The sequence below is a fragment of the Bacteroidia bacterium genome, from assembly GCA_041391665.1.
In the GTDB taxonomy this organism is placed as follows: Bacteria; Bacteroidota; Bacteroidia; order J057; family J057; genus JAGQVA01.
In genome coordinates this window covers 1,918,804-1,932,661 of sequence record JAWKNO010000002.1, presented here as the reverse complement: position 1 = coordinate 1,932,661, position 13,858 = coordinate 1,918,804, and the positions used below count along the sequence as shown (strand labels likewise).

11 protein-coding genes and 1 tRNA gene are annotated in these 13,858 nt (G+C 46.3%); 4 read left to right on the top strand and 8 right to left on the bottom strand.

The features are described 5' to 3' along the window. Nucleotides 1-8 precede the first annotated feature (8 nt). Nucleotides 9-1,181 carry a PLP-dependent aspartate aminotransferase family protein gene (locus tag R3D00_19375; protein ID MEZ4775354.1) on the top strand — a complete coding sequence of 391 codons (1,173 nt, stop codon included), beginning with the start codon at nt 9-11 and terminating at the stop codon, nt 1,179-1,181. On the opposite strand, the gene R3D00_19370 is transcribed toward R3D00_19375, so the two are convergent. The 8 genes from R3D00_19370 to R3D00_19335 form a co-directional block, all read right to left on the bottom strand. After that, nucleotides 1,142-1,765, bottom strand: a complete 624-nt coding sequence (locus R3D00_19370) for a metallophosphatase domain-containing protein (GenBank protein ID MEZ4775353.1) — start codon at nt 1,763-1,765, stop codon at nt 1,142-1,144. The genes R3D00_19375 and R3D00_19370 overlap by 40 nt on opposite strands. Nucleotides 1,766-2,043: 278 nt before the next feature. Then, complete coding sequence (locus tag R3D00_19365; GenBank protein MEZ4775352.1) at nt 2,044-4,785, bottom strand: TonB-dependent receptor; 2,742 nt, start codon at nt 4,783-4,785, stop codon at nt 2,044-2,046. Next, nucleotides 4,785-6,029, bottom strand: coding sequence for a TonB family protein (locus R3D00_19360; protein MEZ4775351.1), 1,245 nt, complete (start codon nt 6,027-6,029; stop codon nt 4,785-4,787). The genes R3D00_19365 and R3D00_19360 overlap by 1 nt, the downstream gene beginning before the upstream one ends. A gap of 396 nt (nt 6,030-6,425) precedes the next feature. Continuing rightward, nucleotides 6,426-7,139 carry a helix-turn-helix transcriptional regulator gene (locus R3D00_19355; protein MEZ4775350.1) on the bottom strand — a complete coding sequence of 238 codons (714 nt, stop codon included), beginning with the start codon at nt 7,137-7,139 and terminating at the stop codon, nt 6,426-6,428. Nucleotides 7,140-7,398: 259 nt separating this feature from the next. Next, nucleotides 7,399-9,117: an amidohydrolase family protein gene (locus R3D00_19350; GenBank protein MEZ4775349.1), complete on the bottom strand. Its 1,719-nt coding sequence runs from the start codon at nt 9,115-9,117 to the stop codon at nt 7,399-7,401. Nucleotides 9,118-9,133: 16 nt separating this feature from the next. Next, nucleotides 9,134-9,760: a hypothetical protein gene (locus tag R3D00_19345; protein ID MEZ4775348.1), complete on the bottom strand. Its 627-nt coding sequence runs from the start codon at nt 9,758-9,760 to the stop codon at nt 9,134-9,136. Nucleotides 9,761-9,770: 10 nt separating this feature from the next. Beyond that, nucleotides 9,771-10,778, bottom strand: a complete 1,008-nt coding sequence (locus R3D00_19340; GenBank protein MEZ4775347.1) for a response regulator — start codon at nt 10,776-10,778, stop codon at nt 9,771-9,773. An 88-nt stretch (nt 10,779-10,866) separates the two neighbouring features. Next, nucleotides 10,867-11,922 (bottom strand): glycosyltransferase, encoded by a 1,056-nt coding sequence (locus R3D00_19335; GenBank protein MEZ4775346.1) that lies wholly within the window; start codon nt 11,920-11,922, stop codon nt 10,867-10,869. Between the two features lie 84 nt (nt 11,923-12,006). On the opposite strand from R3D00_19335, the gene R3D00_19330 reads away from it, so the two are divergent. The 3 genes from R3D00_19330 to R3D00_19320 all read left to right on the top strand — a co-directional run bounded on the left by R3D00_19330 (nt 12,007) and on the right by R3D00_19320 (nt 13,838). Next, nucleotides 12,007-12,079, top strand: a tRNA-Gly gene (locus R3D00_19330). Between the two features lie 67 nt (nt 12,080-12,146). Further along, a complete protein-coding gene (locus tag R3D00_19325) occupies nt 12,147-13,064 on the top strand; it encodes a dihydrodipicolinate synthase family protein (GenBank protein MEZ4775345.1) in 918 nt (305 codons plus the stop codon). An 81-nt stretch (nt 13,065-13,145) separates the two neighbouring features. Continuing rightward, nucleotides 13,146-13,838, top strand: a complete 693-nt coding sequence (locus R3D00_19320; GenBank protein MEZ4775344.1) for an SGNH/GDSL hydrolase family protein — start codon at nt 13,146-13,148, stop codon at nt 13,836-13,838. The last annotated feature ends 20 nt before the right edge of the window (nt 13,839-13,858 follow it).

Here is a 13,858-nt window from a genome sequence, read left to right as displayed (position 1 = left end):
AATCTGTCATGCATCTCAATAAATCTACCGCAGCGGTTCACTCAGGCACAATCAAAGACCCCCAAAACCGGGGAATACTATCTCCTGTATTTCCGGGTACTTCCTATGAGTATCTTGACACGGACAAAAGCGTGTATCCCCGTTATTACAATACTCCTAATCAGGAATCCGTGGTGAAAAAGCTCTGTGCACTGGAGCATGGAGAAGATGGACTCGTATTTTCCTCCGGAATGGCGGCTGTCGTTACCACGCTGCTTGCTTTGCTGAAAGCCGGCGACCACGCGGTTTTTCAGGGAGGAATTTATGGCGGTACACATCATATGGTGACCGCAGAGTTTGGGGGAATGGGCATCGAATACTCTTTTACCCCCACCAACGATCCTGCGGATTTTGAAGCTGCGATTCGCCCCGAAACCAGGCTGATCTATATCGAAACACCTTCCAATCCGCTTTTAGCGCTTACAGATATTGCGGCGATTGCTGATCTGGCAAAAAGGAAGGGGTTAATCACGGTCATAGACAATACTTTTGCTTCTCCTGTCAATCAGAATCCCATTGACCTGGGTATAGATGTCGTGCTTCACAGTGGTACCAAATATCTCAGTGGTCACAGTGATATTATCTGCGGAGCAGCGATCAGTTCACGGGAGATTATGGCTGAAATCCGCAGTCGTTCGGTCAACCTCGGCGGAACCCTCAACGCACAGACGTGTTACCTGCTGGAGCGGAGCCTGCGCACGCTTGTGATCCGGGTTGAAAGACAGAACCAAAATGCCCTCGAACTGGCAAGGTTTCTTGCGCGCCATGAAGCCATTTCCGCTGTAAATTATCCCGGACTGGAATCTCACCCTGATCATGTACTGGCTGTACAGCAAATGTCGGGATTTGGGGGAATGCTTTCTTTTGAATTAAAAGATCTGGATGTCGTGGCATTTCAGCAAAACCTCCAACTCATCCATCCGGCGATGAGCCTTGGTGGCGTGGAGTCAATTATTTGTTCTCCGAGAATGACTTCACATGCAAAACTTACGGCTGAAGCCCGCGCTGCAATGGGTATCTCTGATCAATTGCTGCGGTTTTCGGTAGGAATTGAAGATGCCAATGATTTGATTCAGGACATTCAGCAGGCGGTGGAAAAGACCTACCAGTCAATGACCACCGGTTCATTTTCCGGCTCGTAATGTAGGTTGAGCATACTGGCATTCACAAAGAGGGTTCCGTCTTGCTCTATTGTCCCTGCTGCCTCATGAATATGTCCAAAGATATGTATCCGGGGCCGAATGGTTTCAATTCTTTCTTTTAAGTCGAGACAGCCCACTTTTTCACCACGGAAAGTTTGGTCAAGAATGCCGGCTGGTGGCCCGTGGGTGAGAAGAATTTGTGTGTCTGGCGGGATTTTTTCCCAGTAGGGGAGAATTTCTGCCCCCCGGTGGCGGTTAAACGCCCAGTCGTAAAACCAGGGGGTTACCGGCGATCCCCAGATTTTTATTCCTTCAATTTCTACCCCCGAATCCTGCAGGTAGATGCAATTGTTGGGAATCAACCGGTGAAATTTCATCGGTTCTTTTTCGGCAAGGAAATCGTGGTTTCCCGCTATAAAAACCTTATACCGGTAGTCGAGCGAAGAAAACCACTTCAGAAAATCGCTGATCTGATCTTCTGTTCCTCTTTTGCTGAAGTCTCCGGCATGGAGAATCATATCTCCTTCCGGAAGCGGAAACAATTGGTGTTTACCGTGGGTATCAGAAATGCATATAATTTTCACTGGCGCAAAGTTGATATTTTTTTCAGCCCTTGAAAAGTAAAAAATAACGGAATTATCAACTTATTGGGATAAACCACGAAGGGCACGAGGAAGGCGCAAGGGACACAAAGCGGGGTTTTCTTGTGCCCTTTGTGAGGCCTTTGTGTCCCTGGTGGTTTCTGCCTCACTTCGGAAAGATTACTTTCTCCAAATTACTTTATAATTCCGAAAAATAAAAAAGGCCGCCATGTGACTGACGGCCCGGGGGAGTATCGATTTTGAAGTAACCGATACGGTTCTCAGGGTTGCCCTGACAATTCGTCAAAGGTAAGGCTCAGGTAATATTGGGCACCAATAGCCGGTCCTCCATAGATTTGTTTGTACTCATGATTCAACAGGTTGGCTGCACCCACTTTTATCGTGGACTTTGCGGGTGCGATCCGATAGCTGAGTGCCGCATCGACAACACTATAGGCTTTGATTTCACCCTGTCCAAAAGGAGACTGCCAAAGGTAAGAATCTGACCAGCGGAAAGCTGCGCTGAACCCAATTCCTTCAAAAACATCGCGGTTGCTGATATTGATATTAAACCGGTTTTTGGGTGTATTGAACGCTGGGAAAAAGCCGGGATTATTGGCCAGTGCTTTATCTGCATCAAAGTTTGTATAGGTATAGTTACCCCATACACGATAGCCCAGTGGGAAGAGATACTCCAGTTGCAGCCCTGCGCCATAGCTGGTGATTTCGTCGGGAACATTGGTATAGACGGCAAAGGCCCGGTTGACCAGCAAGCTGTAAGCAAGGGTTCGGGTTACAAAGTCGCGGTAGGTATTGTAATAGACATTTGCATCGATCAGGAGTTTTTGTCCCAAAAGTCCCCGGTAGCCAAACTCAAAGGTAGATATCTGTTCTTGTTTCAGAAATTCGAGCCGGGCGGGTACCAGCAGGGAAGGATTATTGGCGCCAGTGGCGAGAAATTGTCCGACTGAAGCGAGCGTTACGAGTTGCTGGTGGATATCCCTTCCATTGACGACCTGGCTTTCCCCCATGCTGTAGTTATAGTTATAAATATTATCCTGGGTTCCACCGAGGATAACGGCACTTCCAATATCAAGCGCTATATAGGTCTCCTGCGTTGCCGGGTTGCGAAAACCCGTTTGGCCTGAGAACCTGAAGTTGTGCTGCCGCTCTTTCCCCAATGTTACCACAGCCGATGCCCTGGGGCTGACTCTCGCTTCAAAGTTCTGGTTTTTATCCATGCGGAGCGAAGCCCTGATCGCCAGATGGTCATTCAGCAAATCTTTGGATCCCTGTGCATATGCGCCGTATTCCTGGATTGGGATGATGCCGTTAAACCCTGAAGGCCCGTCATTGAAAAGATTGCCTTCGGAGTTGAGGAAATACCGGCGGAAGCTGATTCCTTCCTGAAGATCAAAGAAGGTAATTTTTCCCCGGAAGTCGTAATTGGCTTCGACATGCAACATACTCGATTTGTCGATGAATCGGGAGCCGCCGGTGAGTACATCGGGGTTGGAAAGACTGGCTGTGCGAAGTTTTTGAAAAGCTTCGCTGGTGGAACCAGGTATATCTCTGTCAGCAAATAACCGGGAAGCTGAGTGGTCGCCGGGGGCTATACCGGGAACTTCACCCCTGTAAGCCGCTCCATAGTCCGCTGACCAGCGGGCACTGGATTTCAGCCCTTCCTGTATAAATGCCCCTGTTCCCAGCAGTGCATAGGATTTATTGGCATCCTCGTAGCTGTAGTAGGCCTTTACATTAAACTCATCCCCGTGTACTTCCAGTTTCTGGATCAACTGCCGTATATCGCGCAGAGGGTAAACAGTGGTATGACGCAGGATAGCGTCTGCATGAAAAAAGCGCACGTCGTAACTTGCCTCTACATTTTTTGTCGGGCGGAAATGCAACGAACCATTGACTTTGAAGTTGTTGACACTGTAGTCAAGGATTTCTGATTCGGCAATACCTGAGCGGTTGACCTGAATCGAAGAATCCGGAGTAATAAATACCGGCACAGCAATTTCATCCCCATAAACGTTCACTGCGTTGAAGTTGGGGTGGGAGCGGGGAAGTTGTAATAACTGGTCTTTCTGTGAAATATTTTGAGGCGTGATATGATAAGATTCGTCATTTGCCCCCCAATCGGTCGCAGTGAGATAGTTGAGATTTATTTTCCATGCCCATTTTTCGTTGATCATTTTCCCATAGCGGAGAGAAAATTCGCCGAAAGGATTATTCCCGGAAGCATTTTGTACCGTTATCCCGCCTTTCACCTGGGCGCTGACACCCTGATAGTCAAAGGGACTTTTGGAATTCATTACAAGCAGACCGTTAAAGGCGTTAGGTCCGTAAAGCGCAGAACCCGGGCCCGGTACAATCTCTACATTGCGCAGGTCAAGCTCTGTAGGGCCGATCAGGTTTCCGAATGAATAGTTCAGCCCGGGTGAATTGATTTCCATACCATCGGCATACTGAATAAACCGCCAGTTTTGAGCATCGGCAAATCCACGCGTGTTGATGGAGGTAAAGGTGAGGCTGCTGGTATTGATTTGCACACCTTTCATTCCGGCCATGCTGGCAAAAATATCTACCCCCGGCGTTTCTCTGATTTTCATCAGGGTAAACTTCTCAATGGAGACCGGTGATTCAAGGATTCTTTCTTCGATCCGTGAAGCGGAGACCACGATCTCTTCGCTGAACGTATTTTCGGGTCGTAAAACAATTGCAAGAAGTTCGGTTTCTTCTTCTACAATGACATAAGTTGTGATAAAGTCGAATAAGGAAATTTCAAGGGTTAGGGGAAAATCCAGGTCAGTACTGAGTGAAAACATGCCATCCATATCTGTGGTGGTTCCTACAGCCTGATTTTTAATGGTAACCGTAGCGCCGATCACAGACTCGTCGTTGGATTCGTCAAGGACGACACCTCGGATCGTATGTTGGGCAAAAGTGTAAGCAGATGAAAGCAGCAATAAGGTGAACAAGGAGATTACATAGCGTAAAATAGTAAGGCGAATCGTCATTATTTAAATCTGAAAGTAATAGGCAATGTTTTGATCACAGAAACTTTTTGTCCCGATTGTTCTCCGGGAATCCATTTGGGCATGTTGTTTACTACACGGAGGGCTTCTTCATCACAGCCGAATCCAATCCCCCGTACGACCGTAAAGTCGCTGGCAGAACCATCCGGACGAACGACAAACCGGACGTACACTTTCCCTTCAATTTCGTTTTCACGGGCCATTTCGGGATAGTTGATCTGCTGATTGAAGAAGTCGTTCAGCGCTTTGGATCCTCCGGGATAGGCAGGCATTTTTTCTGCAAATTCCAGGGGTGTTTTGGGCGAAATTACTGGTTCGGTTTTTTCTGTTTTAACTACGGGTTGGGGTTGCACAGGAGCAGCTTGCGGTTGTTCTTTGATTAGGGTAGTTGCAGAAGGCCCGGGGCCCGATAATCCTGTCTGAAAAGATCCGGAATCCCGTACAGGGTTTTTGGGGAGTTGAGTGTCAGCCTTTGCCAATGGACTGGAACTTGCCGGAGGAATTGGATTTTCAGCGAGAATATTGTCTGTCTCCTCTATCTCTACAGGCTTGATTTTAAGGTAACGGTGCACAAATAGCCCAGGCTCTCCGGGTTTGGAAAAACTCAGGGTGACCTTAAAACTTCCCGGCTCGGCATATCGGTAGGTCGTTTCCTTAAACACACGTTGACGCTCTCCATTGCCTAAATTAATTTCATAGACAATCGAGGGATCATAGTTGCGGATCCGAAACTGAAGCGGTTCGCCGGCAAGCGGGTTCCCCAGAATATCAAAAATGCCATCAGGTGATCCCAGGTTGATCGCATCAGGTATTTTTTCCGCCCCGGATTCTGCGGGAATATCCTCATCAGGGGAAATACCTGATTCGTCAGAAATTACAATTTGCGTATCACTGAGATTCTCTCCGGTAAGTCCTGATTCCGGCAAAGCAGGTTTTGCAGTCGGATTTTCTTTCTGGCCTGCGATGAGCTTTTCAGCGGTTTTCCCCCCTTTTCCTGAATAGAAAGAATCTTTCAGGAGAAAGCCCATCAGTAAAAGAGCAAAAAATAAAGCAAGGAAAATTGTCGTTTGACGTGAATTGAGCCAGGTTTTCACCATTTGTACAAATGGTAATGTCGGTGGATCATATACCGGATTAGTTGTGGTTTGAAGACTTTTTTCTTTAACAGGTGTTTGTTTAGGAGAATAGAGCTTGCGACGTGATTTTTTTTCGCTCAGTTTGTTCATCGGGCTTCATTTGAAAAATGAAAAAATTGACCGACGATAATCGAAAAGTAGAGTTACAAGAGTGGGGTGAAATACTTGAATTTGAACCAAAGAGGAGGTGTGCATGGCAAAGGAATTACCACCACACCTTCCATCGACCCAAAAAATGCTCTAAAGAGATCAAATCTTATAATAAATTTATTTTCTTTTAAATAGTCTTATGGCAGGTAGACAGCGAATGAAAGTGCAAGAAAATAAATTGAACGTCTATTTAATAAATACTACGACAATTTTACGATTAATATTTTTAATAAGCAATACCCATGTGTAGGTATAAAAGACTGACCTTATCCCTTTCGGGACAAGGCCATGTCACTGCTGAATAGATATGCATTCTTAAATATCTTTTTCTGGCCGTTATTCGAAGAAAACGAGATAATTGGCCAGTTCCATTGGGTTTGCGGTTTGTAGTTTTTTCACTACTTTTTTTCTGTGCGTTTTCACGGTTTGCTCTGAAATTCCTAGTTGCAAAGAGGCTTGACGGTTGGTAAAACCTTTTGAGAGTAGATGCAAAACTTCTTTTTCTCTAAAAGTGAGGTCAAAGAACTTTTCCTGATTCGCTCTGATAAAAGAGGCATCTTGAATATAGGTCTCAAATTTGCGTTCGTGGTTGACAATATTTTCTGTTGTAACAGCAATGCACAATAATCTGGCAGGCAGCTCAGCCTGATCTTTCCGTAAGATTTTTACAGTGAAGAAATGCCAGATAAATCTTTCTGGTTCACTTTGTGGAGTTGATTCTACGCGTAGCCTGGCGAAAAATTGAAACGCATCAGTTTCCGGCCTGACAGAGCTTTTAAACCGATCTACCAGCCACGTATAATCCTCCGGATGAATACATGGTCTGAAACTATCTGTTTCGTTTGTATGATCAACTTTGCTGCTATCTTGATAGCTGCAAAAAGTTGTGTTAAGTTCTATGTTTCCCGACGTTTCAAAGATCTCCAACAAAAAAATTTTCCCGGGTAATATTGTCGCAATATTATCCATTATGGACAGGCCATGTTCACGGTCTCTCTTAAAGAGATCTTCAATAGACTTTATATGTGAAGATTCCTGGTTCTGTTCCACAACGCTGTCTTTCTGGTATGTGCCCTTCGGTAAAATGGCGAGTAACTGATAGGCCTTAACCTGATTGCTTTACAGTGCGAATTACTCCAAGGAAAACCCCAATTGCAATACCTACTAGTGGGTAGATATAAACTTTTTGCCTCTCTGTTATTTCCGTATAGGTGAAATTTATTTTGATAACTGCTGAATAATTTTTCAAATAAACTAAATGGTTGTTCAAAAAACAAAATTTTATAACAGATTTTCCGGATTTTTTTCCTCAGGGATAGATAAAGGTTACTCTGATAATTTTGTTTCCGGCTACTTCATAGATGGCAACCACTCGTCGGGGAGGGGCCGTTCCTATTCCGGTGATTTTCTCTTCATCTATTATCACATTACCCATATGGATTCTCTTTACTACCTCACAATATGCCTGCGGGACTTCTTTGAAGAATGGTGAATACAGCTCGTATAGCTCATTTCTTCCTGTATATTGTTTATCATTGGGATACTTGTACACCTCGACATGTTCATCAAAACAATTGGCAAACGCCTGAATGTCTTTCAAATTCCATGCATTTAATTGTTGTTGTGCCAACAACTCCGGACTTCCCGGCAACAGTGAATCCGGATGCATGGCCCTGCCTTTGGCAACGACCATATGCACTTTGCTAAGATTTTGGATATTTTCCAGTGGATTTTCCGAAAGCAGCACCAAATCTGCCTGGTTTCCTGCTGCGACAGTACCCTGTGTTTTATCTTTCCCTAACATTTTGGCTGCATTGAAAGTCGCCGATCTCAGGATCTCCAGCGGAGACAGACCTGCGGCTTTCATCGCTGCAATCTCTTCGTAATAACTGGAAGCATGAAGGGTGCCTATATTTCCGGCGTCTGTACCTGTTACAATATTTACCCCTGCGGCCTGAAGCTGACGCAGATTTTCATACATCGTATTCACTTTGGGCGAACGGGAAAACGGTTTTTCCATGAGGTTTTGTACATAGTCCGGGATTTCATTTGCCGGGAAACCTCTTAGGTCCGTCAGACTTCCCAAAGTATATGGGTTGGCTATCGTAAAGTCTTCCTGCCGGAACTCCATATGCTGGCCCAACACCTGGGAATAATTTTCGCTTACCGTCAGGGTCGGGATATAACTCACCTTTTTTTCAACCAATAAGTCAATAAACTCCTGGTCCACGACCTGATCATCTACACTATGAACGAGTATGTTGGCACCGGCCATTACCGCAAGACGCGCCGTTTCCAACTGTGTGGCATGAACTGCTACGGGCAATCCGTTTTTATGACTTTCTTCTACCACCGCATTGACAATGGGCAGAAATTGTTCGGGTTTCTCTCCCCGCCGAACAATATACCAGATTTTGATATAGTCGGGATGTAACGGAATCTGCGACCTGACCATTTCCCGTGCCTCTTCAGGCGTCCAGACTTTGACGATCGGCGGGTCTTGTGTGCCAAACTCTTCCGGCTGGTAGGATGAAATCAGGGGCCCGGTTACATACACATCGGGCGCGAAGTCGTTTGTGCGGGCTTTCGCTCTGATATCATAGTTGGTGAGTGGCCCTCCCATATCACATACCGTTGTAATACCACAACTCAGATAACGAGCCAGAAAATCCGGGGCCATTTCCATTACGCGCTTTCGCTCTTTCTCTAAAGGTACCCGGTTGCGAAGGTCAATGATATCGGGTCTCGCATATAATCCTCCCGACTGAAAAAAATGGATATGTGCGTCGGTCAGGCCGGGAATGACCCATTTACCAGAACCATCAATGGTAGTTTCTCCCGGTACGCCTGGCCGGTTCCGATGAGATGAAATGCGTTTGACCTGATCTCCTTCCACCAGAATATCCTGGTTGGCGGCGATTTTGCCAGAAACAGGGTCGATGATATTGCAATTGATAATACGGACAACAGACTGACTATAGGCAGAGAGCCCGTAAAAGAAGATGAGTAAGGATAAAAATGGTTTCATAGAACCAAATTACCCTTTATTCCTCAACTACCAATTCGTAGATGAGCAGGATTTTCATCAGGTCTTTGGCTTCGCCTTTTTCAGCTTTATTTACCCATTCGGTGATTTGCGCCCTGACCGATGATTCGAAGGGAAACATTTTGTAATAATTCCATCCGGTAAATTGCGCAACCGCCTGATCCAGCACAGCTTTTCGTTGGTGAGGGGCGACTGTCAGCACATCCATAGCATAACCGCGAACCTCAAAGTAAGTGCGAAAGGGTGCCGGAATGGGTAGGAGAAACAGCAAAAACAGCAATGCCCAGATTCCCAAAAAAGGGAAAAGAAAAACACCCAGCGCAAGAATTTGAGGAAAAAGGTAAGCCCCTGCAAAAAAGCCGGGCGTCCAGCGGTCCATGTCCAGAATGTGTACTGCTTCATGTGCGAGGGTGCGCATGGCAGCGTCAGGGTTCATGCGGATAAATGACCGGTTGGGGAAATAGATATTATTGCCGACAACAGTGGTAAACCGGGAGAGAAATTCAGGGCAGAAAGGCATGGCAAACAGATTTAATACCTGCATTTCCCAGGACTCGTCCTTGTAGCGGATATTAAAGGGAGCAATCTGTTTCAGCTCTTCTGCAAACTTCTCAAATCTGTCCATAGTCGTCGTACTAAGCGGTTTTTTGTCTTTCGACGCTGTAAAGTGTCATGGGTTTTTGTTTTCCGCGAAGGATAATATCGTCAATTTTTCGGGAAACAAAGAAATCATTTTCAGGCAAATGTCCCATCAGGTCCTCCGAAAGGAGAAGATTTACCCGGTAACGGTTGCACAGGCCTTCAATTCTGGCGGCGACAGCCAACGCCTCGCCTGAAAATACAATTTCCTTTTTAATGGTACCAATAGAACCTGTAGTTACAATTCCACAGTGAAAACCTGCTTTAAATTGAGGTTGAATACCATATTTTTCCAGGTAGCGGGGGGCGAGCATATCCATGCGGTCGCAGATTTGGAAAAAACAATTCAGGCATCGGGCCGCTTCAATGCCTGTTTCCAGCGGCCATGACACGACGACTTCATCCCCTACGTACTGGTATATTTCTCCTTCCCATTCAGAGATGGACTCAGAGATATCGGCAAAAAAATCATTCAGGAGGGTAAAGTAGCGGAAATGACCCAGGGTATCGGCGATTTCTGTCGAAGATTTGATGTCCAGAAACATAAATACCCTGTTTACTTCTGCGGCTGCAGAAGTAGTAGGTATAACCATTGGAGAATGGCTGCCAGTCATCTGGCTTTTCTTAAATGCATCGAGAACCGTAGCGATCAATTTTTCATTTTCCCAGGGTTTGATCACAAAATCCATCGCACCTTCTTTTATCGCCCGGATAGCCAGTTCGATATCAGCATAAGCGGTCATCATGACCACTTCCGACTCCGGCGAAAGCTCCTTAATGGTTTTCAGCCAGTGAAAACCTTCTTTACCATTGGTCGCACCAATGGCAAAATTCATATCGAGCATGACTACATGAAAATGTTGCTGGCTCAGAAGCTGCGTGATTTTTTGCGGCGTCATTTCGGTGACAATCTCACAAAAGTGCTTGCGTAGCAGAATTTTCAGCGTAAGGAGAATCCCTTCATCATCATCTATCACCAAAACTTTCCCGGTTTTCTCAAACATATTTTACATTCATTGTTGTCGTTAATACGGGATTTTACCCGCTTAAGATACTACACAAACTGGTGATTTTCCAACGATTAACGGTGGGTCATAACAGAGACAAGTAGTATTTTCGATAAGTTTGAACCATGTCATAAATTGTCGGAACTTTTTCCCGCAAAGGACTATAGGGCTGTGAAAGTGATTTTTTCGCAATATTGACCATATCTTCATCGTCTTTCGCAACCATCCAACGGGGGCCGGGTGTGGCTGCACCAATGGCCCGGCTGCATATCTGCATCCCTGAGTACAATCCTTCTGAAAATACATATCCAAAAGATTCATACACCGAGGGATGAAAGAGCACCCGGCTTTGGCTCATTTTTTCCAAAACCTCTTCCCTCGGTATTTGCCCGCAAAAGTAAAAATGGTCTGTAAGCCCTGCATTTTCTACCATTTTTTCCAGCCTCTCTCTTTCGACGCCGTCTCCGGCAAGCTCACATCGGAGGTCTGGAAACAGCAGACGGAGCTTTTGCGCTGCTTGTACAAAAACCCCATAGTTTTTTAGGGGAATGAGTGACCCTACGCCGAGCAGATGAATCGGGCGAGGTGCTGTATTTAGCGGAGGAAATGCTGTTGTGTCAATACCCAGCGGAACTACGGAAAGAAGGTTTTTTCCGGTGGAATCGCGAAACCGCTCCGCGTGAAAGGGAGAAAGCCCCACAAGCTGCATTTTTTCCAGAGGGAGGGCATTGAGGTAGGGATTGTTTTTTTTTGCATCCTGCCCCATTACGGTGTTGAGATGAGGAATGCCGAGTTGTCTTCCGATATAATGCCCCAGAAGGGCGCATTCACTAAGCCAGAAGCTATGGATCAGGCTGATGGGGGTTTTCTGGTGAAGGCGGAGGATATACTTCTTTGCCTCGTACCAGGTTTTGAGCCGGAGCGGAAACCGGCGGTTTTTGCCTGCGGCAGTATAGACCGGGAGACCATTCCACCGGTATTCGCCCACTTCATAAGGATACTGCGTAGATACGACGGATACCACTGTTTCCGGAAAATGAGCAGCCATTTCTTTGATCAGGGTTTGAATCATGGGCAGACAGGCGGTGTCTGCTTCGCTGGCAGGAAATCCCGGAGTCAGAAACAGCAAATGGTTCAGCATATGTCTGAAAATTACTTAAATTTTTCCGTAACAATCTTATCAAAAAGTCTTATACTTGTATAGGATTTAGACAGAAAATCCTAAGCGAGAATAGCTCAGTTGGTAGAGCATCAGCTTCCCAAGCTGAGGGTCGCGGGTTCGACTCCCGTTTCTCGCTCTCTCCTGATGCGGCACAGTTACAGCTACTGCGCCGCATCATTTTTTTAGCCGTTAATTTCCCCTATATGGACCACCATTTACCTAAACACGCTATTATTTCTGCGCCTTTTACCCCGATGAATGCTGACGGTAGCATCAACCTGGAAGTGATACCCGGAATGGCCGCTTTTCTTGCATCCAATGGCGTGAAAGGCGCATTTATCTGTGGATCTACCGGAGAAGGCCCTTCCCTGACGCTGGAAGAAAGGAAAAATATGTTTTTAGCCTGGGGCGAGTCCTGTCCGGCAGGTTTTACGACGATCGCAATGGTCGGCGGAAATTGTCAGCCCGACGCCATAGAGCTTTCCCGGTATGCCAGAGATGCCGGTATGCATGCGATCGCCATCATTCCGCCCAGCTATTTTCCCGTTCATTCTGTCGAATACCTTGTACAATATTGTGCTGAAATTGCCGCTGTTGTCCCGGAAATGCCTGTGTACTATTACCACATTCCGGTTCTTACAGGGGTAAATTTTTCTATGTATGCATTTCTGGAAATCGCAGAGACAAAAATCCCCAATCTGGTGGGGATCAAGTACTCCCATAGCAATCTGATGGACTTTCACCGCTGTACGCAGTTTCGCGACAGAAAGTACACAATGCTCTGGGGGCGCGATGAAGAGCTGTTGGCTGCCCTTTCTATGGGGGCAGATGGGGCGGTAGGCAGTACCTATAACTATCACATGCCGGTTTATCAGCGATTGCTGGAAGCATTTGGCAAAGGAGACATCTATCAGGCGCGGTTTTACCAGAACAAATCGGTGGAGGCAATTGCCCTCCTTCACCAGTACGGCGGACTTTCCGCCGGCAAAGCCATCATGCAGATGATCGGTAAAGACTGTGGTCCTCCGAGGACTCCTATTCGCACATTGACCGAGGCTGAAACCAATGCGCTCTATGAGGCGCTGGTCGCGATTGGCTTTTTTGAAGATTGTTCGGTTTAACGCCACTTCCACAGCGTGAAACACCTTCCCGAATTGCCCGGATGGCAGAATTTAAATGAATCTTGTTTTAAAATATGTCTTATGAAAAACTTGAAATTGCTATTTGCTCTCTTGCTTACTCATTACTTTCTAACCATTTCCCTGGCTCAGGACTGGCCAAATCTGGCGAAGTTTCAGGAACAAAATGCCCAGCTAACTGCGCCCGGACCCGGAGAAAACCGGGTAGTATTTATGGGGAACTCTATTACCATCGGCTGGCTAAACAGCCGTCCCGGGTTTTTTGAAGGAAAACCTTATGTCAACCGCGGCATCAGCGGCCAGACTACCCCGCAGATGCTCGTTCGTTTCCGGCAGGACGTCATCGCACTGAAACCCTCTGTCGTAGTCATCCTGGCAGGTATCAATGATATCGCCGGAAATACAGGTCCCTCCACAATCGAAGCCATTGCAGACAATATCTACTCCATGGCAGAACTGGCAAAAGCCAATGATATAAAGGTGGTTTTGTGCTCAGTACTTCCCGCTTATGATTTCCCCTGGCGAAAAGGACTTGAGCCTGCCGAAAAAGTGGTGAAACTCAATTCTCTGATTCAGGCGTATGCGCAAAAAAATAAACTGGTATATGTCGACTACTTCTCCGCTATGGTTGACGATCGCAAGGGACTGAAAGAAAACCTCGGTACCGACGGTGTTCATCCCAATGCCGAAGGGTATGCGATTATGGAGCCATTGGTGGAGGCCGGGATAGCCAAAGCTTTGAAAAAGAAAAAGTGAGCGTGGAAAAAAGTGTGCTC